Below are 23,926 nucleotides of genomic sequence, written 5' to 3'. Positions count from 1 at the left end.
TTCCTATTCTTTAACGTCTAAAGCCACCCTCAGAGTGGATGATTTGTCCCGTAATCCAGTCCGCTTGGTTACTTACTAAAAATCGGATTGTTTTGGCTGCATCCTTTGGTTCTCCTACTCTACCAAAAGGGAACATCGGTTGCAGCTCCTGTTTAATAGATTCGGTCATCCATCCTGTATCGGTTGGTCCCGGATTAATCGCATTAACCGTTATACCTAATGGAGCTAGTTCTGCCGAAAGCGTAAGGGTTAACGCATCTACTGCCCCCTTTGTGGTGGCATAGGCTAATTCACCAGGCATCGGACCTTGTGACTGTCCCGAAGTTAAATTTACGATTCTTCCCCCGCTACCTTTATTAAAAACCCGGGCAAAGTGTATGCTTAGTAGAGTAGTTGCCCGAATGTTTACCATATAATGCTTATCCAGTTCTTCAGATGTTAAATTTGAAAAATCATTATTCGTTGAGTAAGCTGCATTGTTGATAAGAACTTCAGGTTTACCAAGCTGAGATATTACATGGCTGATCAGCTTTTCTGCTTGATCAGCCTGTGAAAGATCCAATTCCATCCCTACTACTTTAACTCCTTAAGCAGTTCGTTCTTCAATTTTAATGGCTCCTCCTGATCGACATTCCAGGGCATTTCACGATCATACGGCATCCAATAGGTGAAAAATATATGATATCCGGCATCTGCAAGTTCTCTGCAAATCTCCGCCCCAATACCCTCTAGACGACTAGCTCCAGTTACAATTGCTATTTTAGACATGGGCATCCCTCCTTTCTTTAAAACCTATGTCCAATTACATCTCGCGAACCCATTGCACCAATTTCAAAGCAAGATGCTCTGGTTCTTCATTCTCTAAGTGCTCTTTAAATTCCTCTTCCAGCCGTGTTGTAAGGGTTGTATTATCTTCTTCATACGGGATAATCGTGGACCACTTGATGAAAGGAATCGCAACCAATGTTTGCTCTTCCTTTTTATTTTCATGTATATAAACATTAAATGTATTTTTCACTAAATGGGCTTTTCTTATCTTCATTGCTCTCACTCCTTTTTTGATTAAACTCTTTTCATAAGTTGCACTATACCTGTAAACAATCTGCCCATTCTTTTAAAATAGGGAATTAGCATTCGCATCTTTATACGAAAACTGCCTTTGATTAACCTATATCGATTTTATACAAAATATGGTTTCGTTTCAACATCATCTATTGTAAACTGTTTTTTATTTTATGTTGACATATGAACCTATAATAGATTATCATTTTTATTGTTAACTATATATATAAAGGGGTTTACATTATGAAGCGTTCATTTAAAACAATTGAAATTACGTATGCCGCAATGTTTGTGGCATTAATGGCTATTGGTGCGAATATCACCTCCTGGTTACCATTTCTAGAAGTGGCGGGTATTCCTTTGTCCATGGGACCATTTTTCTGCGTACTAGCAGGAATTCTACTTGGTTCACGACTTGGAGCGATGTCTATGTTTGTTTATTTACTAGTAGGGATTGCTGGCGCACCTGTATTTGCTCAATTTAGCTCTGGTATGGGCGCTGTACTTGGTTCTTCAGGTGGATTCATTCTTTCTTATATTGTTACAGCTTTTGTAGTAGGGTTGATTGTTGAAAAACAAGCAAAACCAGGACTTGCCACTTTCATGACTGCTTCCTTCGCAGGAATTATCTTAATCTATTTTATTGGAACTACCTATATGTATTTTATTGTGAACTATGTAGTAGAAGCGGATATGACTTATCTGGCAGCTTGGAAAATTATGGCTTGGTTCTCCGTTAAGGATATTGTTTTTACAGTCTTATGTGCCATGATTGCGCCAAGGCTTTACAATGCTTTAAATAAATCAACAAAAATCTCTACTATTAATAGCAAAATAGCTTAAATGTTTACGAAAAAAAATGCCTGAAACCTTTACGGTTCAGGCATTTTTTATAAAATAACTGCTGCAATAGTACCAAAGATAATAAGTGGTATATTGTAGTGAAGAAACGTTGGTACACAAGTATCCCAAATATGGTTATGTTGACCATCTGCATTTAATCCCGCTGTTGGTCCAAGTGTACTGTCTGAAGCTGGTGAGCCTGCATCTCCAAGAGCTGCAGCTGTTCCAACAATGGCAATCGTCGCCATCGGACTAAAGCCAAGTTCTATACAGAGTGGCACAAAGATCGCTGCAATGATTGGTATAGTGGAAAACGAGGAACCAATTCCCATCGTTATCAATAACCCAACCATCAGCATGGCAAAGGCAGCAAGCAACTGATTGGACCCAATCCATTGGGCTGAAGAGGCCACTAAGGTTTCGATATGCCCTGTAGCACGCATTACACTGGCAAACCCAGAAGCTGAAATCATGACAAAGCCTATAAATGCCATCATTCTCATACCTGATGTTAAAATAATGTCTGTTTCACTGAATTTCATTGCCCCTCCGATATAAAGAACCAATATTCCAATTAGGGAGCCATAAATCATCCCTTGGACTTCCACTACCTCTGTTAAGTATAGCTGGGAAGCGAGGGATAAGACGACAGCGGCAACCGCAACGAGTAGCGACTTTGTTGTATAGCCGGCCGTTTCTTGCCCTGCAACATTTTTCTGCTCATAAAAACGATCTTTTCGATAACTGAAGAATACAGCTACAAGTAACCCTAAAACCATTCCCATAACAGGAATAATCATCGCAGTTGGAATCGAGGAGAGATTTATACTCAAACCACTTTCCCCCATATTGGTTTGTAGAATATCGTGAAAAATCCCCCCAAATCCTACTGGCAACAAAATATATGGGGCCGTCAAGCCGAATGTAATGATAGTAGCCGTTAGCCTGCGATCGATATTAAGTTCATTTAAGACCTTTAATAATGGGGGAATTAAAATTGGAATAAACGCTATGTGCACTGGTATAACATTCTGGGACATAATAGATACTGCTAGAATAATAATTAAAATAAGTGCTTTTGAGAGTGCTTTTTTGCGAGAATCTCCTTTAGAGCCTACCAGCTTAATCGCACCTTCCACCAACGCATCAGGCAAGCCAGTTTTAGAGAGAGCTACCGCAAAAGCACCAAGCAACGCATAACTTAAAGCAACCGCCGCATTTGCACCTAACCCTTCGGTAAAAGAATTAATAGTGGCTTCTAACCCTAAGCCCCCTACCAAACCACCAACTAAAGCACCCGTAACAAGCGCTAAAACAACATTTATTCTAAGTAAACTCAAAACAAGCATAATTAAAACAGCAATAATAACCGCATTCATCCTACAACACCCTTTCAACAAATCACTTTCACTTTACCCTATTAAACTATTAGAGTAAAAAAGCATAAAACCAAAATACCACACCCTCCCCCCGCCTGTCAAAAAAAAATAAAAATAAAAAAACTAAATCCAAAACAACCAACCAAAATCCCAAACCCTCAAAACCCCTCCCCCCAACAAGCCAAAGCGCCCCCAGCGCTTCGCTTTCCTCACCACCTCAAACCAGCCTCTCCCCCCCAACACAAACACAACCAACACACATCTAACCCATCTCCACCTAAACACCCCACCGCTGCCTGAGGCCTGACCCCAAACCCCACCTCCATCCACCCCAAACCAAGCTAAGCGCACCGCACAAAATCCTCCCCAACCCAAACAAGGGGTCTGGCCTCGGTCACAAGCGCTCCCACCCCCAAACCAAAATGCAAAGAACTATAAACCCTCAAACCCAAAATACCCAAAGCGCCTCACACCACCTCAAACCATCCTCCACCCAACAAAAACACAACCAACAAACCTAAACACCCCACCGCTGCCTGAGGCCTGACCCCACCCCCCCACCTCCATCCACCCCTAACCAACATAAGCGCCCCTCACAAAATCCTCCCCCATCCAAACAAGGGGTCTGGCCTCGGTCTTAAGCGCTCCCACCCCCAAACCAAAATGCAAAGAACTAAAAGCCCCAACCCCAAATAAGCCAAAACGCTTCCTCCAACCTCAAAAAAAATAACGCACCCCTCAAAGGGTGCGCTACAATTAATCTATATTTTTCAAACCTCTTCCAACTGACCAAATCGCAACACGAATGTTACCAAAGTACGAACCATCACTCCAGTACCCCCTGCTGGCCCTAAATCATAGTTAGACGTGGTAGTTGCTGTACCAGCGATATCTAAATGAACCCATGGAGTATCTTCCGCGAACTCGCCAATAAATGTTGCAGCAAAAATTGCATGTCCATCGCGTCCAGGTGAATTATTCAGATCCGCGACTTTACTATTACGGACTCTTTCTTTTGCATGTTCAAAAATTGGAAGACGCCACATTTCTTCTCCCGCTTCATATGAAGCTTCAAGGATCTGTTCGAATAGTGCCTCGTTATTAGTCATAGCACCTGTTGTGTGATGACCGAGAGCAACCACTACACCACCGGTTAAAGTTGCCACGTCAACAAGGTAATTTGCTCCATGCTGTTTTGCATAAGTAATAGCATCTGCCAATACTAATCGACCTTCTGCATCTGTGTTAAGTACCTCTATTGTTTTCCCGCTCATGGAAGTAATGACATCATCAGGCTTAAATGCAGTACCACTTATCATGTTGTCGGTAGAGGCAATGACCGCTAGTACATTTTGTTCAGGCTTTAACTCTCCGATCACTTCCATAGCTCCAAGCACAGATGCTGCTCCACCCATATCAGACTTCATGCCTACAATTCCATCTTTAGGTTTGATGGAATATCCGCCAGTATCAAAGGTAATCCCTTTACCTACTAGTCCGATTACATCCGTCCACTCTTCTTTACCTTGATATTTCATGACAATCATTTTAGGAGGCTCGACACTTCCTTGATTTACTGCAAGCATGGCGCCCATTCCAAGCTTTTCCATGTCTTCTTTTTCAAGGATTTCTAACTCGAATCCGTATCGAGATGATAATTCTGCAGCGTAATTAGCCATATCAGTTGCTGTCAGCATATTACCCGGCAAGTTTACTAACGTACGCGCTGAATTGGTTCCCGTTCCATAATGGTAGCCTACTTGTAAGCTAGCTTGAACTTCGTCAGCATCGCCAGTTGTTATAACTGTTACATTTTCTAATGTAACCTCTAGCTCATTTGATTGCTTTTTGTAACCAGTGTACTTATACGTTGCCAAAGGAATAGCTTCTCCTAAAGCATGTGCAGCATCTAATATTTCTAACGACTCTGTTAAAAACGTATCAAGTGCAACAGCTACATTTTTTAATTTTGATTCTTGAACGGCCTTACCCACCTTGCCAAATGTCTTACGCAATTCTTCAAAGGAAAGTTGTTCTTCTCTTCCCAAACCTACTACAAAAATTCTTTTAAAAGCTGTTTGGCCAAACGTATGTATTTTTGCTATATTATTTTTTCTTGCTGATATATCCCCTTCTTTTAATAAAGAAGTAATTTGACCATCAAGTTGATCATCCAATTCTCCAAGCAAACCTTCTACTTTTTTGTTTTTTTCTGATAAACCAATGATTAAAGCGGCTTGTTGATCAGTGAAATTCATTTGATTTTGAACTGTGAACATTCTTTAGCACCTCCAGCTTATTCTAATTCCATTATAACGAATTATAAGAATTATTTCGAGTTTCTAATCATCTTCCAGATAAAGAACCAACGTTGGAAGTGGGGGTAATGAAGAAACTTCATCGAAGGGTACACGATCAATATCTTGAGGCAGGATGGATAAGCACGATTCTATAAAGCCATTCACGTCTTCTAAATCAACTCCCCAATACCTCGGACGATATTTTTGTAAATAAACATAACCCGCACGCATCATCGCTCTGGCACCTTTTACATTTCCATATTCATAGTGGTAGATGGCGACTGTCATTTGAAGCAGACCTTTAAGAAAATAATTTTCTTTATCCGTCATCCAAATTTCCTCTAACAAATCATGGCAGGTGTAATAATCTCCTTCATTAAAGGAGATAAAGAAACTATAATATTCTTCTGGATATAGCACCATTTATTTTACCCCTTTAATCAGAATGTACTGAATTCATCTTAACAAATATCTAAAAATGATTCATAATTAAGTAGAAATTATTTCATATTCTTTTATAAGAAACCTTCCTAATAAGGGTGCTACTTCTCTAAAGAAAGGGTATAGTAAGGGATAAGTCTAATATTGAAAAAGAAAGGACGTTAGGTTTAGAATGGATTTATTTACTAATTTTCCTTTATTAGCTGCTTTGGCAGCTATCGGTTTTGCTCAATTTGTCAAAGTTCCCATTCAATTTATTGCCACAAGAAAGATTGACTGGACCCTTATAACAAGTACAGGCGGCATGCCGAGTTCCCACTCAGCTGCAGTAACGGCTTTGGCAACTGGTGTCGCTCTTGAAGTAGGAGTAGGTTCACCTATCTTCTCTGTAGCCACAGTATTTGCCATCATCGTAATGTTCGATGCAACAGGCGTTCGACGGCACGCAGGAGAACAAGCCATCGTACTAAATAAATTGGTAATAGATTTTAACCGATTTGTAGAAGAAACGAAAAAATGGCCAAAAATGAATGAACAAGAAAAGGTCAAAGATCTTAAAGAACTATTAGGTCATAAGCCGATTGAAGTTTTCTTTGGGGGCTTAACTGGAATATTATTGACCCTTTTTCTTCACTATTTTACAGAAATTTGGTAGGTGATTTTTTTGCGCTTGATTTCAATATGCCCAAGTAATACAGAACTCCTGCATTACCTTGGTTTGACCCATATGCTTGTCGGTGTCGATGATTTTTCCGACTGGCCAAAAGAAATACAAAATCTGCCCAAATTAGGTCCTGACCTCCAAATCGATATGGATAAAGTAGAAAAGCTAGAACCTGATTTAGTTCTAGCAAGTTTAAGTGTACCCGGAATGGAGAAAAACATTGAAGAATTAAAGAAAAGAAACATCCCTTATATCGTATTAAATCCACAATCGTTAAAAGATATAGAAAAGGATCTTCTCTCTTTAGGAAAAATAACGAACACCAAAGCTAAAGCAATGGAAGTCACAGATTGCATGAACGAGTTGATACATACCTATAAAGAATTAGCAGCCACCATTCCTTCCAAAACCAAGGTTTATTGGGAATGGTGGCCAAAACCAGTTTTTACTCCAGGTAAAATTAATTGGCTCACGGAAATAAGTGAACTAGCCGGTGCCACCAATGTTTTTGCCGATAAAAATGTGGCAAGCCACCAGACCGACTGGGAGGAAGTTGCCGAAAAGAATCCTGACGTCATTTGCATGATATGGGTTGGCGTAAAAGAATCGAAAATGAAACCTGCACATGTCAAAAAGAGGCCAGGCTGGGAAGAAAATGTCGCAGCCGTTAAGGAAAACAAAATATTTTGTCTAGAGGAAGCATTGTTCTGCAGACCTTCACCTAGACTATTACACGGCTTAAAGAAAGTAGCCCATCTTTTGCATCCTGACATATATCCTACCAATACAAAGGATGATCCATTATTGTAGATGATACTTTCTTCTTATAAGGGGCTCTGTTAAAGGTGAGTATTGAACCTAGTGATTCCCCAACTGATGATTGGAGCCTCGTTTGGCTAGCCGAGGAGAGGCTCCAACACATCCCCTAAGAAAGCGGATCAGCTATGGTTATGTATGACCCTATTGAAACTGTGATCTGTTAATGGTTAACGTTGATATCACCTGTTCTTAACCAATCCCTTCCAATAGTTCCACGCTTTTAAATATTTCTCAAAATCTTTTGGGTGATGTTTAATACATGCCCCTAATCTTAGGTATAAACTAATAACTACTTGTTCGTATAAATCTGAACAATCTCCCTCTCTATAAATCCTCATATTCTTTGCCCCTGAATCTATAGTATCTTTTGTCAAATCATCTGGTGAAGAACAAAAAGCATAGGTTAAGTCATACATAGGATCACCTATAACTGGAGTTGAGTCAATCACACCACAAAATTGTCCCTTATCAAAAATGAAATTATGAACTCCACAGTCCCCATGTAATAAGAAATGTTTACTATCAGTGTTATTTTTTAAAACCAAATTACATATGTATTCATAGTCACCCTTATCTAATCTTGAAGCTAAAATTCTATTCGTTTCCACAACTTCATTCATAAGAAAATGTTGCCAAGATTCTACAGGATCTTCAGGCCACCCCCAACCAACAGCAGAAGGTGCATCCTTATATTTATTTAGTAGCTCTTCCACAAGAATTCTTAGCATTTCCTTTTTATTTATCGCTACATAATCTGTAGAACCATTTATGAATGAATAAACCATTGCATGGAATGACGGCTCAACGAATAGCAGTTTCGGCAATAAATTTATATCTTTATAAGTGTTAAGGAAAATTGCTTCTGATTCAATCACCTGTGGTTCATTTAACTTAACCACACATTTAAGTCCATTACTTTTTAGAAGATACAATTCACTGTTAGTACCGCCTTTTAATTGTTCGTAATCTGGTTCAGATGGAATTATATTGTTGTTAATAAGCTCTTTAATAATTTTTTGAATATCCATATTTCATCCCCGTTTGTCAGATAAGTACTTTTAAGCCTATTCTTCTGTTTTTAAGATAGTAAAAATGTCTATTTCAATAACACCTAATTTTATCATGTGTTCTTGTATTTTATCTCCTGTAATAACCTTTCTTACATAGTGGCAATATTTCTCAAATGCTGATTTTCTCAAACAACACCTTTATCAGAAGCAATAAGTTAAAAAAAAGGCAATCCCTCATAATGTAAGATGGGATTGACCTTTTTAAATACTCGTTATGGAATTAGAAGTTGTCCAATTTTTATCTACTATTATTATCGCTTAAATATTGTTGACGGAACACTTGCATGCTTTCTTCTTCATTCAGTAAATTCAATTCTTCTTCTGTTAGTTCCCCATTACCTTTTTTCACAATATACACGTCAAGGGTTCTCTTGCCCCATTCATTGAATACCTCATCTACGGTATGATAATATAAATCAATTTTATTTCCTTTGATTGCACTCCCTGTGTCCGCAACTACCCCGTACCCATATTCTGGAATGAAAAGGATTGTACCTATTGGAAAGACTCTAGGATCAGCTGCTATGGTTGAATATAGGTCTCTTCTAACTTTGAGCCCTGAATATGTAATCCCATATGCTGGATGATCAATCGATTTTCCTGTAGACTCTACCCCAGCCGTGTATCCTGTAGCTGAGACCGTATGTGTTTCATATTGACTCCAATCGATTGAGTCTTCTAATGATTTCGGTTCTTCGATTGCCTCTTCGGAAGACACCATTGTTGGTGTAGAAAGTGAAAAATTTAGAGTCTTCCAATCCAGGCCAATCTTTTTGAAGAAGCTGCCATTCTCATTCGCTCCCGCTTTTTCATCTATTGCATATATCTCATTCTCTTCCAGCCATTTTTGAATCGTTGTCGCCTCTACACCCGACAACGATTGAAAGGTTACTAACAAGGCTAACGAAAAGAAAACCCCAGTAACCGTCCTTCGGAATAATTTTTTTGTTGTATTCATATGATACATTCACTCCTCTCACTTGATATTCTTTCCCTCTTTCACTAAAAATTATTCCTTTTTTATTAGTTTTCTCTAGTAAACCTTTATTTTTTACCAGTAAATGTTAACAATCTAGTAATATTTCCATAGCAAAAAAAAAGAATCGACATTAAGTCGATTCACAAAAATTTGTATTTTATTTCTTTGCTGTGTTTGAATATCAAAATCAGTCTGTTAAAACATTTGATACCCATTTTTACGAAGCATTCTAATTACAATCCCAGAGAATATTGCCCCAATGAAACCGCTGATTAGTATCGTGATATCTGCTACTTGTAATGAGGTGATTTCATTCCCCAATGTGGAAAATGCAACTCCGGGTTTTGTGAAAAAGTCGATAAGCTTAACATCATCCTGCCCAATAATCCAGATACAAACCAATGGATAGATAATAGCCATAATCCAAGACATACGTAATAGCATATTTAGAAGGAATCCAATTCCAAAAAATAATACGAAAAAAAGCACAACGGAAATAAGTAAAATTGGTATATTCATACCCCTGTCATACACCTCCATAACACATCTTTTCTAAGTGTACTGAATGGCATGAGACGAGTCAATTAAATTTGAAGATCAATAAAAAAAACACCAACACTTTTGTCAAGATTATGTCAACATTAGACGATAACTTGAAGTGTTGGTGTTAGTATAAATAGGCTTTTTTTCATACTATGGTGCCCCTGTACAAGAAGCAACAAGCCTCTTCTTATTTTCTGCCACTGCCTCCACAGCAAGAGCAGGTCTCAGATCCGCCTAAGAGAAGTTGAAAGTAGCCTTTTCCTGAACAATATACACATGCTTTATTCTCTGTTTGAAGTTGATTTTTCATTTCTTATCCCTCCAGATGTTTTTATCTTAAAACAGAAATTAATTTAATTTTCTGATAATATAACATCTTTTAGAAAGCTTGAAAAGGGACGAATAAGTCTGGCATCCTTCATGTAAACGGATACATAAGCCATAATCACGTGGGAACTCGTTTTCTCATAAGTTTTCATAATTTTTAGAAAAATAACTTGTACGAGGAGTAACCAAACACTTCCCCTGGATTCATAGGAGAGGTAGGCTTTAATAAAGAACTATCCACTTGCTTTATACAATAGTGAATTAGCAGTGATGTATCGGGATCCATTGCTAGCTCTTCTGCTGTTTTAAAGGCTGCATCAGAAAGTTCGCATTTTTGGTACACAACATTTGAATGCAGAGGAGTACATACAAAAATAAGCATATTATCGCTTATTTCTTCTTTAATGACACCTGTTCGAACACCCATTAGACCTTCTACATTTACTTCAATACCCGTTTCCTCCATAACCTCTCTTTTCACGGCTTCGTCTACGGTTTCATTTGCTTCTACGAAACCTGCTGGAAAAGACCACTTATCTTTTAACCCGCCATAGCGTTTTTTAACTACTAACCATCTTCCATCTTCTGTTTTTACAATCCCAGCTACCGCAAGCCAAACTCGGCCTCTCTTTGACATGCAATCAACCCCTTTTGATCTTTTTTCTATGATATCAAAGAAAAGAAAAAGCTGCCCCTTTTTACAGGAACAGCTTTTTTAAAATCTATAGCTTAAAGGATATTAAATTTTCCTTTTTTCATTACAAGCCCTGCGCCACCAATCATGTAAAGCGCGCGGTTATCAACCATTTTCTTCATGAAGCTAGCTTTGGAACCCATGACCTTACGTCCAAATACTACACCAATTGCATCATCTTCACCTAATGAACAAACCGTTCCTTTTAGATCAGGAGTAAATGTTTGCAAGTCGCCTTGCTCACGAATTAGGACAGCAAGATTTTTCGCACATACTTCACCTTGTTGCATCGCAATTTGCGCTGTTGGTGGGTATGGACGATTAATTTCTTCATTGATGATTAGCGCGCAGTCACCAATAATGAACACATCATCATGTCCTGGTGCACGTAAGTAAGGATCCACCTTTACACGGCCACGCATATTTTCAAAACCTGAATCTTCTACCAAATGGTTTCCACGAACACCAGCAGCCCATACAACAGTACCTGCTTTGATTTCTTCCATTTGCTCGTCTTTAGCAACGAGGATGCCTTCTTCGGTTGCTTCTTTAATTGCAGTACCAATCTTGAATTCCACACCCTTGCGTTCAAGTGTAGCTACTGCATATTCTACTAATTCAGGATCAAAACCTGGTAGAACAGTTGGCGCAGCTTCCACACACACAAGACGTACTTTTTCTTGTGGAACATCAAATTCACTGCACAGTTCAGGAACACGGTTTACTAGTTCGCCAAGGAACTCAATACCAGTAAATCCAGCTCCACCAACAACGATGGTTAGACGATCATCGCGACGGTTTACCTCGGTGTTATACGTAGCAAATTGGTATTCGATATGCTCTCGAATTTTACGAGCTACATTTAAGTTAGCAATGGAAAAAGCGTGCTCTTTTAAGCCTTTAATACCAAATGTTTCTGCTTCATATCCAAGACCAACTACTAAGTAATCATAAGATATTTCCCCATCTTTAGCTAAAGAGACAGTTTTAGCTTCACGATTGATTGCAGTAACTGTATCATGTAAAAAATGAACTTTGCTTCTATCAATAACATCAGAAACTTTGTAACGAGTACGATCTGCTGGAAGGGTACCTGCAGAAGCTTCATGTAACCATGTTGATTCGTAATGGTAATCATTTTTATTCACAAGGGTAATATTCGCTTCATTTACACCTACTAATTTTTGAAGTCGTACCGCCGTGACTAAACCACCATAACCCGCACCTAAAATAACAATATTTGGCTTTTTCAAAGAATCACATCCACCTTTATCGATAAAATTTTTATAAATATAGAAGAAAAAATTAATACGCTAGACATGTCAAATTCACTATTCTGTTCTTACTTCTTACTATCCACTGAAAAGTTAAATTTTATTTTAAAATAGAAAGAAAAAAGGGCTTGTGAAACACTTCACGAATAAGAACGGCGAAAAAGTGCATAATTTGTCACAAAAAATGTATTTGTCTATTAATCATCATATTCTTTTTCTTGACATTTTTCAAGATTAAATCATTGTTTTTAAACCTTTTGAATATTTAAAAATCAGATCACTCAATAGTTCTTCCTTATTAATATAGTACAGGATATTTCCGTAAAGGTGACAGCTATTACCCTGTTATTGAAATTGTGATATTATAATAAAAGGAAGTTATATCAATTGTTTGGGGGGATAGACAGAGATGAACGAAGAACAAAAAGTATTTGACATTACCATTATTGGTGGAGGGCCAACCGGTCTGTTTACAGCCTTTTATGGTGGAATGAGACAAGCGAGTGTCAAGATTATTGAAAGCTTACCACAATTAGGCGGGCAACTATCTGCACTTTATCCAGAAAAGTACATATATGACATTGCAGGCTTTCCAAAAATTCGTGCACAGGAATTAATCAACAACCTTAAGGAGCAGATGTCTAAATTTGAACCTACTGTTGCCTTAGAACAATCAGTTCAAACCTTAGAAAAAATGGGCGATGGTACATTCAAGATAACTACGGACAAAGAAACTCATTATTCAAAAGCAGTCATTATTACTGCTGGTAATGGTGCTTTTCAACCGCGACGCCTAGAACTTGAAAATGCTACAGAATATGAAAATAAGAACGTCCACTATTTTGTAGATGATATGAACAAATTTGCTGGCAAAAAAGTAGTCGTATTTGGTGGAGGAGATTCTGCTGTAGACTGGGCACTTATGCTTGAGTCCATAGCTGAAAAGGTGACACTTGTTCATCGCCGCGACAAGTTTCGTGCACACGAGCATAGTGTTGAAAACTTAATGAATTCGAAAGTCGAAGTCAAAACTCCATTTGTACCTGTGGAATTAATAGGAGATGACAACGCGATTAATCAAGTTGTTCTTGAAAAGGTTAAATCAGAAGATAAAGAAGTTCTGGAGATTGACGACGTTATCGTCAACTACGGATTCGTTTCTTCTCTTGGTCCTATTAAAGACTGGGGTCTTGAAATTGAGAAAAACTCGATCGTTGTAAATTCTAAAATGGAAACAAATATTCCTGGAATCTATGCTGCAGGTGATATTTGTACGTATGAAGGTAAAGTTAAATTAATTGCATGCGGTTTTGGTGAAGCGCCAACAGCCGTGAATAACGCAAAATCTTATATTGATCCAAAAGCGAAGATCCAACCGCTACACAGTACAAGCTTGTTTTAAAATACCCTGATACAACCAACCTCTTCAAAACTGGAGGTTGGTTTTTTGTGTTGGCTAGGCTTAACTCTGCGTTTATTTCACTCGCGGCTTTGATGTATTCAATTTCCACTAAACTGTGATTTCTCCAACACATTTGAGCTGTAACATTTCCTGCTTCTTTTCGTCTAAAATAATAACTATTCAAATGAGGTGATACACCAATGAAATATTTGAAGATCATTATCTTAGGTTTTATGGTTGTTGCCATTTCCTTCTCTTTTGTTCAATCAAGTTCAGCTTGTTCCTGTTTGAAACCTGGTTCCCCCTTAGAAGAACTCCAAAAATATGATGCAGTATTCGCAGGAGAAATCATAAACGTAGATGAAAAATGGAGCAGTAATCGGAAAAAAGTCAAAATCAAAGTAAAAGATACTTGGAAAGGTATAAATATAACAGAAGTCAACGTATACACATACAAGGATTCAGCAGGTTGCGGAGTGAATTTTGAACTAGGCAAGGAGTATATCGTATATGCAAACCTTGAGGATGGAATTTATACCTCCTCACTATGCTCACGAACGGCTGAATTGGCAAACGCTCAAGAGGATCTGCAGCAACTTGGTAAAGGAAATAGTCCAGTTCAATCCCCTGATGCAGACAACAAAAACACTGATCGTGACCCTACCACTGATAACATTGTATTTGGCACATTGGGGGTTGTTCTCGTTCTAGGAAGTAGCTTTCTTTATCGTTGGAAAATCAAAAATTAAGCTCTTCTAAAACTAAGATTATATTGTTTATCGAGTGCAATTTTCATCCAGTATGTAAAAAGCCACACAATAAAAAAAGACAGGAATAGGGATCGCCTTTTTCCTGTCTACCTTTTTTAGCATTTAGCTCCTATGCCAATTCATACTTTGACTAGTCCTGTTATTTAACAATCTTCAGGTTTCCCAGCTTCTGTCGCTGTACGGAACGAAGAGCCACACCCGCAGTTGGCAATGGCGTTCGGATTATCGATGGTGAATCCGCCGCCCATCATGGATTGTTTGAAGTCAATCTTTACGTCTTGAAGGATTGGTTTGCTTTCTTCATCTATTAGGATCTGGATTCCATGTTGCTCTTGTATGATATCCTTTTCTCCTTTTTCCTCTTCAAAACCCATTCCATAGGACAGGCCACTACAACCGCCACCTTTTACTCCAACACGTAAATATATGGAGTCGCTACCGTGTTCTGTCATCATATCTTTTATTTGAAAAGCTGCCGCCTCTGTAATCGTAATAATATCGCTCATTTCTTACACCCCCTAATCTAATTTCACCATTATCTTATATTTAGTATACCGTTAAAGCGTTCTATTCTCAATTTTACAGCTTATTCTATTATATGCGTTCGGCCACTCCTATCGTGCTAGTTGTAATAAAAAGTACCCGTACAAATAGTTTCCGCCGGCCCTTTCATTTTCACTGTGCCTTCGTTGGTCCATGTGATAAATAAGTCTCCACCAGCTAAATGAACAATTGTTTCTTCATTCCGAGTCGTTTTATTGTTCAATACCGACGCCACAACTGCTGCACATGCTCCTGTTCCACATGCCTGGGTTATCCCTGAACCGCGTTCCCATACACGAAAATGAAGCTCCCGATCGGATACCACTTCAACGAATTCCACATTAACACCTTCAGGGAAGCGTGAATCTCTTTCTACAATAGGGCCAAGTGTTGTAAGTGGAGCCATGTTAATATCGTCAAGATAAAAGATGACATGAGGGTTTCCCATCGAAACCGCCGTTACATGATAAATAGTTTCCCCAACACTAAATGGCTCATTAACGACTCGGCTCTTTTTATCTACAAGAATCGGTATTGCTTCAGTAGCGAGCTGAGGTACACCCATATCAACCGTAACGATTGCCTCTCTTTCTTCTAGCGATTCCACTGTCGCTTCCACTACACCGGACATGGTTTCAATTAAAAAAGTATCTTCTGTTACAATTCGATGTTCCCGTACATACTTGGCCACACAACGCAGTCCGTTCCCACAGTTCTTTCCTTCCGAGCCATCGTTGTTAAATATTCTCATTTTTACAGGAGCCACCTCTGATGGGCAGATTAAAATTAACCCGTCTGACCCAATCCCTGTGTGAACATTGGCTGCATTGATTGCAATGGAAGCAATCTCCTCTTCTAATAGGTTTTCCACAAACATATTGACATATATATAATTATTTCCTAATCCGTGCATCTTGGTAAATTCAAAGGAACGCATTTTTACATATCTCCCAAAAAATAATATTTCTTACAAGTATAAATTCATAAAAGATAGAACACAATAGAAATATCCCCCGTTTTTTATGAAAAACTCATGTATCGACTGTTTCTAAATAGAGACACGATAACATGGGTTTTTCTTGATTTTATCCGTTTTTTTCCTATTAAAATGAGCAAAAGAGAATGGGACAAAACTAAAATAACTCTTACATAAGACGAACAAATTTAAGTACCGGCTCTAAAAACGCTATTGATTTCCGTGCAAGACTTCGCTTTCCGCGGGTGACCCGTGAGCCTCCGTCTTGCACTCCAATCAACCGCTTGAGTAACCTAAAAACTGTGCGTATATTTGAACACATTAAAAACCCGAACTAATTTGATCTCAAACTCAAATTAGTTCGGGTTTTCTTTGGCTAAAACACTTTTGTTCCAGCCTCTTTTTTGACTTTTAACGTTGGCTTCTTTGTTGCAACATTTAATTATTGGCTCTGTTAAAGATGAGTGTTGATAATAGTACTTCACCAGCGATGATTGGAGCAAAAGGCGGAGACTCCAACGGGAGATAGCGGTAGACTGGAGACCCCGCAGGCGCAGCCGAGGAGGCTCCAGCACCGCCCCGTGGAACGCGTAGCCTTTTGCGGAAATCAACAGCGGCGTTTAACAGAGCCTAATTATTAGAAAGCCATATGAATTTAATTCTTTAACATTGCTCGTTTAAAAAAGGAACATCCCAGCAATTGCTGCGCTTAGTAGGTTAGATAAGGTACCTGCTACAATTGCACGGAATCCTAATCTTGCTATGTCCGGACGACGGTTTGGTGCTAAGTTTCCTAATCCACCAAGCAAAATTGCAAGAGAAGATAGGTTAGCAAATCCACAAAGAGCAAAGGAAATGACCGCAACTGATTTATCGCTGAACAGGTCAATTTGCTCTGAGAAAGTGGAATAGGCGACAAATTCATTTAAGACAAGTTTCTGGCCAATAAGATTTCCTGCTGCAACGGCTTCGCTCCAAGGAATACCTATAATGAACGCTAACGGAGAAAATAGGTAGCCAAGGATAAAGTCCAATGTGAAGTTTTCTGCACCGAACGCTCCTCCAGCCCAACTCAGTAATCCATTAATCATTGAGATCAATGCGATAAATGCCAGAAGCATTGCCCCAACATTTAAAGCAAGCTTTAACCCGTCTGATGCTCCACGTGCTGCAGCATCGATTACATTTGTTGCTCTCTCTTCTTCTCCTTCTTCTAGTTCCACTTTGGTAGGCGTTTTAGGTTCATCCGTTTCTGGAATCAACATCTTCGCCATAATCAACCCACCAGGTGCAGCCATGAAACTTGCTGCTAATAGATACTCTAACGGGATACCTAATGCAGCATAACCAAATAGTACAGAACCAGCAACTGAAGCTAATCCACCGGTCATAATCGCAAACAGCTCGGATTTTGTCATCGTATTAATATATGGGCGGATAACTAATGGTGCCTCCGTTTGTCCAACAAAAATGTTTGCAGATGCGGACAATGACTCTGTTCTGCTTGTACCTAACAGCTTGGAAAGCCCACCGCCAAGGAACTTAATAATAATTTGCATAATACCTAAGTAATAAAGAACTGAGATTAATGAAGAGAAGAATATGATAATTGTTAACACATGAAAAGCGAAAACAAATCCAGTTACCTCAGATCCTGGGTTACCCAGTACTCCCCCGAATAGGAAGGCTATCCCTTCATTTGCATAATTGATCACATTTTGAACCGCATTTGTCAGTCCTAGGAACGCCTCTCTTCCAAACTCCCATTTCAGTACGATAAACGCAAACAATAATTGAATAGCAAGACCGCCTAGAATCGTTCGTATGCTAATTTTACGTTTATTCTCTGAAAGGAGGAATGCGATTGCGAAAATTGCTACGATTCCTAATAAACCCCAAATAATATTATTCACAAGATTCACCTCTAAAATAGATTTTTCATAAGTGGTATGTCATCAGACATCCTACCAACACCTATACACTTTACTACGAAATGTAAGCGTTTAAAAGACTTTTTTTCCTGTAAATAAATGACACACTAACTTTTTGATTAATTTTTCATTGACCTCCTAAATAAATTGCCCTACTTTAAGAAAAAAATGTAAAAGTTTCATTTTTATTTATCTAGCTAAAATGAGTAAAAAGTACCATACGGTAAGTTTGGATGTCTTTTGTTTGTGGTACTTTTGTATTATAATGGTGATATACTTCATTCAAGGTGGTGTTTATTTTGGAAAAGTTTTTTGATCAAAAAATCACATGTCTTATTTGCAATCATGAACATAAAACAAAAAAGGTAAAATCAAGATACATTCGTCCCCTATCACATGATACGGATTTTTGTTCTACGTACGATTCCAACGACACCAATCCTTTGCTTTACTATGTAAGTGTTTGTCCTGATTGTGGTTACTCCAGTACGGAACAGTTTGGTGTTTCTTTTCCACCAGGCACACAGGAAGCAATTAAAAATAAAATTCAAAAGCATTGGCAGAAAAAAGATTATGGCCAAATTAGAACAGTAGCCACAGCGATAAATGCTTATAAGTTAGCAATATATACAGGAATTTTAAAAAAGGAAGCCCCTATCGTCATGTCCGGATTATATTTACGTTTGGCATGGATATTTCGAACAGTCGAAAAAAATACTGTTCAAGAAAAACGCTTCCTTAAACTAGCAGCTGAACAGCTGGAACTCTCCTATACACTTGGTGATTTTGAACAAACAGAGATGTCAGAAATTAAACTCCTTTATTTGATTGGCGAACTACACACTCGCCTGGATAATAATAGACAAGCAGTCCGTTTTTTTCAGCTTGTTATTCAACATAAAGACAAGAATAAGGAAAGAAGTCTCGTTGAAAAATCAAGAAACCGCTGGTACGATATGAGGTCTAAGCAAAAACAATTACAAGCATAAGAATAGGGCAACTCTATGATTAGCTCCGACATACGGTAATTACAGCGGCGAGTAACACCGTATTTCATTAAAAACCTACCAAACAAAAAAAGATCAGCACATGAACTTCATGTGCTGATCTTTTTAATAGGCTCTTTTTGTCTCTGATTGTTGCCTTAACGTAATTTGGTAAAACCCTTTACAATCGTTGCTGTACAATCCTTGTTGTGAAAAGAGCCTTTTAAAACATAGGATTTTCTTCTAGGTATTTATAGATATTTTCTACTAATTCTTCTGGTGTACTGCCAGTTACAACGTCTCCATTCACTAGAGCGAATAAAGAGTCAAAACACTTTCCACAATAACCTAAACAACCATATTCCACTATATCCAGGTTAGGATCTTTATCTAATGCTTCCCTCGCTTGTTGAGATCCGCTTGCTAAATTACTAATACAAAATTCGATAATTGGTTTCAAGTTATTTCACCTCTCTAATGCACCTTTATGCTACCTTTTTTTCCTCTGAACGTCAATTATTTGATTGGCTGAAGCAATAATAAATGTAACCTAGCAGCGTACTCAACCTCTAACCAAAAAAACATCCTAAAATGACTCCATTTTACTTTATACGTGGTATTAGTGAAACCTACTTTCCGTTACTTTGGATAGAGGACTGAAAAAGCAAGTATTTTGCATAAGATTGTTGTTATTTTTCCTTAATTTCGATATACTTTTAATGTTATTTTATTTAAACGTGTTATACACATTCAATTTTGAAAGCGCAATCGAATGCGCATATGTGCTTTTTTTCACATAATTTTCTTAGATTACTAGAATTTACAAATCAAATTGGAATTTCTTATTAGATTATATTTTTACTAGCTCAAAAAGGGGTTTAGCTGCTATGAAAAAACTTGTTGTACTTGGCGGTGGTTATGGTGGGATGCGCATTTTAAATCGTTTACTTCCAAACCAATTACCAGAAGATATAGAAATAGTGTTAGTGGACAGAGTTCCCTACCATAGCTTAAAAACAGAATTTTATGCACTTGCTGCAGGTACAATTTCAGACCATCATGTACGTGTGACCTTCCCGGAACACCACAAGCTTTCCGTTAAATATGGGGAAGTAACAAAAATTGATATTGAAAATAATACTATCCATTTTGAAGACTATAGTACTCTTTCTTTCGATGATTTAGTCATCGGCCTAGGCTGTGAGGATAAATATCACAATATTCCAGGTGCACAAGAGCACACCTTCAGTATTCAATCTATCAATAACTCCAGAAAAGCTTATCAAGCTTTAAATGATTTAGCAGCTAATAAAGTGGTCGCTATTGTTGGCGGTGGATTAAGTGGCGTAGAAATTGCAAGCGAACTTCGAGAAAGTCGTCCTGACTTAACAATTAAACTTTTTGATCGAGGGAACATTATCCTTTCTAGCTTCCCAGAAAGATTAAGTCAATACGTACAAAACTGGTTTGAAACCCATGGTGTAGAAGTAGTGAATAGTTCCAACATTACACGTGTTGAAGAAAATACATTATATAATCATGATGAACCTATCCATTGTGATACGATCGTATGGACAGCTGGTATTCAGCCAAACAAAATAGTACGTGACTTAGAGGTAGAGAAGGATAATCAAGGACGTGTGGTATTAACAAAACAACATAATATTCCAGGCTATGACCATATCTATGTTGTGGGCGACTGTGCTAGTTTACCTCATGCCCCAAGTGCCCAGTTAGCGGAAGGCCAAGCAGAACAAATTGTTCAAGTGCTTGTAAAACGCTGGAACAATGAAACACCACCAGAAAGCTTCCCGCAAATAAAATTAAAAGGGGTTTTAGGATCTCTAGGAAAGAAGCATGGTTTTGGGTTGGTAAATGATCGTCCACTTACCGGAAGAGTTGCCCGTCTTTTGAAGTCAGGGATCTTATGGATGTACAAGTATCATAAAGGTTAACGATAAACAAACTCGCGAATGACATTATCTCATTCACGAGTTTGTTTTTTTATAGCTCTTTTCGTATAGATTGATGCTACAAGCCCGTAAAAAATCGGTATTTGAATTTTTTACTGTCCCGTTCACTCAAGATTAAGAGTGATTTTTTATTTTAGTAGGAAAAGAGCACGACAGCAACGATTGTAACGGGTGGTACCACTTTACGTAGAAGCAACAATCAATGCGAAAACAGCCTTTTATATAGCAAAATAACCGTACTTTTCCATTTCTGCATATACTGTTTTTAGTCTAGGATTTCCTTCACCCACGATTTCGCCATTAATAACCACGACTGGGTAGAACATTTCCTCTTCCACCACTCGGCTAGCAAATTCTTTCTTCTCCTCTTCACAATTTGCAGCTTGAAAAATATCAATATAGGAGATAGTAAAAGGCTGATTCGGATATTTCCTTGCTACAGCAGCCTGGAGCCACTCATATGTTTCTTTTGATGAAGGAAGGTTTACGCAGCTTGGGCATAGAACCTCTGCCCCATAAACATTAATTTCCACCTTCTTAGTTGACATGTTTTCACCTCAGAATGTTTATTTTCTTTCATTTTACCGTATGCAACGATATTTTTCACAAAAGAAATAAAATTTCCTAAAAACACCCAGAGCAAGGCAATAGATTTTTTATACATTTCCCTATATAATAGAAATATGTAAGGAAAGGAGCGATAAATATGTCTAGCCCAGAAATGAATGAGCAAGTACAAGAAGTTCTAGATAAATTACGTCCGTTTCTTCTTCGTGACGGAGGAGACTGCGAACTTGTAGATATTGAGGATGGAATTGTTAAGCTTCGTCTACTAGGAGCATGCGGTTCTTGTCCAAGTTCAACTATCACGCTAAAAGCTGGTATTGAACGTGCATTATTAGAAGAAGTTCCAGGCGTTGTAGAAGTAGAGCAAGTATTCTAATTTCAAACAATACTAAAATCGGGAGTGGCCTAGCCGCTCTCGATTTTGTTTATTAATCGAAAATGTTTCTAGGCAGCTCACCCGTTTGTATGGAATTGTGTGATCTCCGCCTTTCGTTCCGATCCACAGCTGTGCACCGAGGATTAAGTGGTGCTCTATTATGGTTTTGAATGTTAGAACGTCTATATTATAAGTAATAATGCTCTACCTAGTGGATTAAGGGTTGTGCTATAAACTGCTGCTACTCTCCACGAAAGGCTTCGCGTCCGCGGGGTGCTTGGGAAGCCTCCTCGGCTAATCGCCTGCGGGGTCTTCCCAAAGCACTACCTCCCGCAGGAGTCTCCGCCTTTCGTTCCGATCCACAGCTGGGTTAACAAGAAGCAGATGGTATACAAATGAACAGAAACCTTCATATGAAACCATCCAATCATTAATAATGTAAGAAGGTCCTCACATATAAAGTCCTCCCCCCCCTGTGGATTGAAGTGGAAGGTGCTCGACTCCTGCGGGCGATAGCGGTAGACAGGAGACCCCACAGGCGCAGCCGAGGAGGCTCCTGCACCGCCCCGCGGAAAGCGAGCACCTGAAACGGAAAGGAACAGGGAGTTAATACAGTACCCACCTATTCACAGGCTAGCCCTTAAAGCGAAAACCTCAAAAAAGCAATGTAAAGAAAATGGGAACGGAAACCAACAGCGGCCTTTTATTCAATTCTATTGAAAAAGGAAAAGCGTAGAAACTGACACTGAACCTCTGCTTCCCACATAACTATAATAAGAAACGCTTAAGAATATCATTTGACCCAATCCAAAACAGGAATTCCATACGTTTTTGCTGGCACACCAACAATGTCATAAAAATCACTTAATGTTTTCTCATACAAATCAGAGGAATTTAAAATAGCCTTTAAACGGTCTTCGTGCCACTTCTTATCTGCAATAGGACCACTAGTATAGTATTCCTCTACACATTCAAAATAGTGCACTGGAAAGACAAGGCGGGCGTACAGCAACCTCCAGGAAAAGCTTGAAAGTGAGGATACTCTTTCATAGTCCTTCATAAAAGATTGGATTTTCATTGGATCCATGTCCGGACCTTTTCTGCACTCAGATCGTATCCATTCGGAAAGATCTCTTGAGGCATGATCAAAAATCCAGTCTGTCGGGAGCTTCATCCACTGGGATTGTTGCCAAGATAAATCTGTAAAGCGATGATGACAAATTGTCGCGGCGTCATTCATCATAGGAGTATCGTCCAATTCTGTATCAACTAAGTACTGAATAGCATTCTCTGTCAAACCCAAGTAATAAGGGAAGGATTCGACAAATAGAGTATCAAAAACATCCACCGGATTGTTTCTTATTTTCTCACGAAAGAAGTGTTCCATTTGATCAATTCTTTTTACCCATAAACTTTTCCACTGACCAACCCTATTAATGGACGACACTTTTTCCGGAAATGCTCTTCCGTTGTGATGAAATAATGCAAGCTCTTTACCGATTACCAATTTTCTTGAGCTATAATCATATGGCATACGAAATAAGGCCATTTTTCTATCATCTATTTCAGTGACGTATGAATCATTTTTATTTTTAACAAAAGAACTAACATATAAATCCTGATGAGTGCGTATCATATAGTCACTTAACTTTTGCAGCTCCACTAGTTCCGCATCCTCAAGATGACCAACCGGTACTAAAATGTACAACACCCTATTAGCCCAAAACGCTTCATAATGACGAATCTTTTGTTTTCTTTCCACTCTTAATTCATACTGTTCATAAATTGTCTGCTTCAAACTAAGTCCCCTCCCTCTGTCTATAACAAATATATGAGGGGAAGTATGAAAACTTGTTATAATGTTATGATTATAAGCTACACAGCCTATTCATTAAATACAGTATATATTTAATATTCTAGGAGAATATGTATATTATTCGATTGATTAAGGGTACTGTAAAGAGATGAATATTGTTCTACCTTTGTGATTGTATTATGCTTAAGCAA

Annotated in this window: 23 protein-coding genes and 2 pseudogenes; 8 read left to right on the top strand and 17 right to left on the bottom strand. The window is 38.4% G+C overall.

The window, feature by feature from the left end; all coding sequences use genetic code 11:
• Nucleotides 1-10: 10 nt before the first annotated feature.
• Nucleotides 11-774: pseudogene (locus tag K9B36_RS07895) on the bottom strand (SDR family oxidoreductase).
• Between the two features lie 28 nt (nucleotides 775-802).
• Nucleotides 803-1,042, bottom strand: a complete 240-nt coding sequence (locus tag K9B36_RS07890; RefSeq protein WP_223701473.1) for a YueH family protein — start codon at nucleotides 1,040-1,042, stop codon at nucleotides 803-805.
• Between the two features lie 263 nt (nucleotides 1,043-1,305).
• Between K9B36_RS07890 and K9B36_RS07885 the strand changes: the two genes are divergently transcribed.
• Nucleotides 1,306-1,905 carry a biotin transporter BioY gene (locus tag K9B36_RS07885; protein ID WP_223701472.1) on the top strand — a complete coding sequence of 200 codons (600 nt, stop codon included), beginning with the start codon at nucleotides 1,306-1,308 and terminating at the stop codon, nucleotides 1,903-1,905.
• A gap of 47 nt (nucleotides 1,906-1,952) precedes the next feature.
• On the opposite strand, the gene K9B36_RS07880 is transcribed toward K9B36_RS07885, so the two are convergent.
• The 3 genes from K9B36_RS07880 to K9B36_RS07870 form a co-directional block, all read right to left on the bottom strand.
• On the bottom strand, nucleotides 1,953-3,284 hold the full coding sequence (locus K9B36_RS07880) for a Na+/H+ antiporter family protein (protein WP_223701471.1): 1,332 nt from the start codon (nucleotides 3,282-3,284) through the stop codon (nucleotides 1,953-1,955).
• Between the two features lie 770 nt (nucleotides 3,285-4,054).
• Complete coding sequence (locus tag K9B36_RS07875; protein WP_223701470.1) at nucleotides 4,055-5,563, bottom strand: leucyl aminopeptidase; 1,509 nt, start codon at nucleotides 5,561-5,563, stop codon at nucleotides 4,055-4,057.
• Between the two features lie 63 nt (nucleotides 5,564-5,626).
• On the bottom strand, nucleotides 5,627-6,007 hold the full coding sequence (locus K9B36_RS07870; protein WP_223701469.1) for a DUF309 domain-containing protein: 381 nt from the start codon (nucleotides 6,005-6,007) through the stop codon (nucleotides 5,627-5,629).
• 190 nt (nucleotides 6,008-6,197) lie between these two features.
• On the opposite strand from K9B36_RS07870, the gene K9B36_RS07865 reads away from it, so the two are divergent.
• Both K9B36_RS07865 and K9B36_RS07860 read left to right on the top strand, forming a co-directional pair.
• The gene (locus K9B36_RS07865; protein WP_223701468.1) at nucleotides 6,198-6,680 is read left to right on the top strand and encodes a divergent PAP2 family protein; all 483 of its coding nucleotides are present in this window, start codon (nucleotides 6,198-6,200) and stop codon (nucleotides 6,678-6,680) included.
• A gap of 9 nt (nucleotides 6,681-6,689) precedes the next feature.
• Nucleotides 6,690-7,499, top strand: a complete 810-nt coding sequence (locus K9B36_RS07860) for an ABC transporter substrate-binding protein (protein WP_223701467.1) — start codon at nucleotides 6,690-6,692, stop codon at nucleotides 7,497-7,499.
• A gap of 188 nt (nucleotides 7,500-7,687) precedes the next feature.
• Here the strand turns inward: K9B36_RS07860 and K9B36_RS07855 are convergent, their stop codons facing one another.
• The 6 genes from K9B36_RS07855 to K9B36_RS07830 all read right to left on the bottom strand — a co-directional run bounded on the left by K9B36_RS07855 (nucleotide 7,688) and on the right by K9B36_RS07830 (nucleotide 12,374).
• A complete protein-coding gene (locus tag K9B36_RS07855; RefSeq protein ID WP_223701466.1) occupies nucleotides 7,688-8,536 on the bottom strand; it encodes a phosphotransferase in 849 nt (282 codons plus the stop codon).
• Between the two features lie 280 nt (nucleotides 8,537-8,816).
• Complete coding sequence (locus tag K9B36_RS07850; RefSeq protein ID WP_223701465.1) at nucleotides 8,817-9,536, bottom strand: 3D domain-containing protein; 720 nt, start codon at nucleotides 9,534-9,536, stop codon at nucleotides 8,817-8,819.
• Between the two features lie 216 nt (nucleotides 9,537-9,752).
• Nucleotides 9,753-10,076, bottom strand: a complete 324-nt coding sequence (locus tag K9B36_RS07845; protein WP_223701464.1) for a YuiB family protein — start codon at nucleotides 10,074-10,076, stop codon at nucleotides 9,753-9,755.
• 211 nt (nucleotides 10,077-10,287) lie between these two features.
• On the bottom strand, nucleotides 10,288-10,410 hold the full coding sequence (locus K9B36_RS07840) for a YuiA family protein (RefSeq protein ID WP_223701463.1): 123 nt from the start codon (nucleotides 10,408-10,410) through the stop codon (nucleotides 10,288-10,290).
• A 174-nt stretch (nucleotides 10,411-10,584) separates the two neighbouring features.
• A complete protein-coding gene (locus tag K9B36_RS07835) occupies nucleotides 10,585-11,064 on the bottom strand; it encodes an NUDIX domain-containing protein (protein WP_223701462.1) in 480 nt (159 codons plus the stop codon).
• Between the two features lie 92 nt (nucleotides 11,065-11,156).
• Nucleotides 11,157-12,374, bottom strand: a complete 1,218-nt coding sequence (locus K9B36_RS07830; protein WP_223701461.1) for an NAD(P)/FAD-dependent oxidoreductase — start codon at nucleotides 12,372-12,374, stop codon at nucleotides 11,157-11,159.
• Between the two features lie 430 nt (nucleotides 12,375-12,804).
• Here K9B36_RS07830 and K9B36_RS07825 point away from each other — a divergent pair, with 430 nt between their 5' ends.
• Both K9B36_RS07825 and K9B36_RS07820 read left to right on the top strand, forming a co-directional pair.
• A complete protein-coding gene (locus K9B36_RS07825) occupies nucleotides 12,805-13,797 on the top strand; it encodes an NAD(P)/FAD-dependent oxidoreductase (RefSeq protein WP_223701460.1) in 993 nt (330 codons plus the stop codon).
• 200 nt (nucleotides 13,798-13,997) lie between these two features.
• The gene (locus K9B36_RS07820) at nucleotides 13,998-14,546 is read left to right on the top strand and encodes a hypothetical protein (protein ID WP_223701459.1); all 549 of its coding nucleotides are present in this window, start codon (nucleotides 13,998-14,000) and stop codon (nucleotides 14,544-14,546) included.
• 164 nt (nucleotides 14,547-14,710) lie between these two features.
• On the opposite strand, the gene K9B36_RS07815 is transcribed toward K9B36_RS07820, so the two are convergent.
• The 3 genes from K9B36_RS07815 to K9B36_RS07805 form a co-directional block, all read right to left on the bottom strand.
• Nucleotides 14,711-15,073: a HesB/IscA family protein gene (locus tag K9B36_RS07815; RefSeq protein WP_223701458.1), complete on the bottom strand. Its 363-nt coding sequence runs from the start codon at nucleotides 15,071-15,073 to the stop codon at nucleotides 14,711-14,713.
• Nucleotides 15,074-15,189: 116 nt separating this feature from the next.
• Nucleotides 15,190-16,047, bottom strand: coding sequence for a diaminopimelate epimerase (gene dapF / locus K9B36_RS07810; RefSeq protein ID WP_223701457.1), 858 nt, complete (start codon nucleotides 16,045-16,047; stop codon nucleotides 15,190-15,192).
• Between the two features lie 716 nt (nucleotides 16,048-16,763).
• Complete coding sequence (locus K9B36_RS07805) at nucleotides 16,764-17,999, bottom strand: NupC/NupG family nucleoside CNT transporter (protein WP_223701456.1); 1,236 nt, start codon at nucleotides 17,997-17,999, stop codon at nucleotides 16,764-16,766.
• Nucleotides 18,000-18,316: 317 nt separating this feature from the next.
• Here K9B36_RS07805 and K9B36_RS07800 point away from each other — a divergent pair, with 317 nt between their 5' ends.
• Nucleotides 18,317-19,006 (top strand): DUF2225 domain-containing protein, encoded by a 690-nt coding sequence (locus K9B36_RS07800; RefSeq protein ID WP_223701455.1) that lies wholly within the window; start codon nucleotides 18,317-18,319, stop codon nucleotides 19,004-19,006.
• Nucleotides 19,007-19,226: 220 nt separating this feature from the next.
• Here the strand turns inward: K9B36_RS07800 and K9B36_RS07795 are convergent, their stop codons facing one another.
• The gene (locus K9B36_RS07795; RefSeq protein ID WP_223701454.1) at nucleotides 19,227-19,463 is read right to left on the bottom strand and encodes a YuzB family protein; all 237 of its coding nucleotides are present in this window, start codon (nucleotides 19,461-19,463) and stop codon (nucleotides 19,227-19,229) included.
• Nucleotides 19,464-19,890: 427 nt separating this feature from the next.
• Between K9B36_RS07795 and K9B36_RS07790 the strand changes: the two genes are divergently transcribed.
• Nucleotides 19,891-20,958, top strand: coding sequence for an NAD(P)/FAD-dependent oxidoreductase (locus K9B36_RS07790; protein WP_223701453.1), 1,068 nt, complete (start codon nucleotides 19,891-19,893; stop codon nucleotides 20,956-20,958).
• A 236-nt stretch (nucleotides 20,959-21,194) separates the two neighbouring features.
• Here K9B36_RS07790 and K9B36_RS07785 read toward each other — a convergent pair whose 3' ends face one another.
• Entirely contained in the window at nucleotides 21,195-21,524 is a 330-nt protein-coding gene (locus tag K9B36_RS07785) for a YuzD family protein (RefSeq protein WP_223701452.1), read from the bottom strand.
• Between the two features lie 123 nt (nucleotides 21,525-21,647).
• On the opposite strand from K9B36_RS07785, the pseudogene K9B36_RS07780 reads away from it, so the two are divergent.
• Nucleotides 21,648-21,919, top strand: a pseudogene (locus tag K9B36_RS07780) (NifU family protein); the annotation flags it as partial.
• A 793-nt stretch (nucleotides 21,920-22,712) separates the two neighbouring features.
• Here the strand turns inward: K9B36_RS07780 and yutH are convergent.
• Nucleotides 22,713-23,717, bottom strand: coding sequence for a spore coat putative kinase YutH (yutH, locus tag K9B36_RS07775; protein ID WP_223701450.1), 1,005 nt, complete (start codon nucleotides 23,715-23,717; stop codon nucleotides 22,713-22,715).
• Nucleotides 23,718-23,926 lie beyond the last annotated feature (209 nt).

Origin of the sequence: Sutcliffiella deserti (assembly GCF_020037475.1) — a bacterium.
Taxonomy (GTDB): Bacteria; Bacillota; Bacilli; order Bacillales; family Bacillaceae_I; genus Sutcliffiella_A; species Sutcliffiella_A deserti.
This window is presented reverse-complemented; position numbering and strand designations above follow the sequence as displayed.

Coding starts and splice junctions, on each gene's coding strand:
- K9B36_RS07890 (WP_223701473.1), bottom strand. CDS start 1,042: ATGAAGATAAGAAAAGCCCATTTAGTGAAAAATACATTTAATGTTTAT.
- K9B36_RS07885 (WP_223701472.1), top strand. CDS start 1,306: ATGAAGCGTTCATTTAAAACAATTGAAATTACGTATGCCGCAATGTTT.
- K9B36_RS07880 (WP_223701471.1), bottom strand. CDS start 3,284: ATGAATGCGGTTATTATTGCTGTTTTAATTATGCTTGTTTTGAGTTTA.
- K9B36_RS07875 (WP_223701470.1), bottom strand. CDS start 5,563: ATGTTCACAGTTCAAAATCAAATGAATTTCACTGATCAACAAGCCGCT.
- K9B36_RS07870 (WP_223701469.1), bottom strand. CDS start 6,007: ATGGTGCTATATCCAGAAGAATATTATAGTTTCTTTATCTCCTTTAAT.
- K9B36_RS07865 (WP_223701468.1), top strand. CDS start 6,198: ATGGATTTATTTACTAATTTTCCTTTATTAGCTGCTTTGGCAGCTATC.
- K9B36_RS07855 (WP_223701466.1), bottom strand. CDS start 8,536: ATGGATATTCAAAAAATTATTAAAGAGCTTATTAACAACAATATAATT.
- K9B36_RS07850 (WP_223701465.1), bottom strand. CDS start 9,536: ATGAATACAACAAAAAAATTATTCCGAAGGACGGTTACTGGGGTTTTC.
- K9B36_RS07845 (WP_223701464.1), bottom strand. CDS start 10,076: ATGAATATACCAATTTTACTTATTTCCGTTGTGCTTTTTTTCGTATTA.
- K9B36_RS07840 (WP_223701463.1), bottom strand. CDS start 10,410: ATGAAAAATCAACTTCAAACAGAGAATAAAGCATGTGTATATTGTTCA.
- K9B36_RS07835 (WP_223701462.1), bottom strand. CDS start 11,064: ATGTCAAAGAGAGGCCGAGTTTGGCTTGCGGTAGCTGGGATTGTAAAA.
- K9B36_RS07825 (WP_223701460.1), top strand. CDS start 12,805: ATGAACGAAGAACAAAAAGTATTTGACATTACCATTATTGGTGGAGGG.
- K9B36_RS07820 (WP_223701459.1), top strand. CDS start 13,998: ATGAAATATTTGAAGATCATTATCTTAGGTTTTATGGTTGTTGCCATT.
- K9B36_RS07815 (WP_223701458.1), bottom strand. CDS start 15,073: ATGAGCGATATTATTACGATTACAGAGGCGGCAGCTTTTCAAATAAAA.
- dapF (WP_223701457.1), bottom strand. CDS start 16,047: ATGCGTTCCTTTGAATTTACCAAGATGCACGGATTAGGAAATAATTAT.
- K9B36_RS07790 (WP_223701453.1), top strand. CDS start 19,891: ATGAAAAAACTTGTTGTACTTGGCGGTGGTTATGGTGGGATGCGCATT.
- K9B36_RS07785 (WP_223701452.1), bottom strand. CDS start 21,524: ATGTCAACTAAGAAGGTGGAAATTAATGTTTATGGGGCAGAGGTTCTA.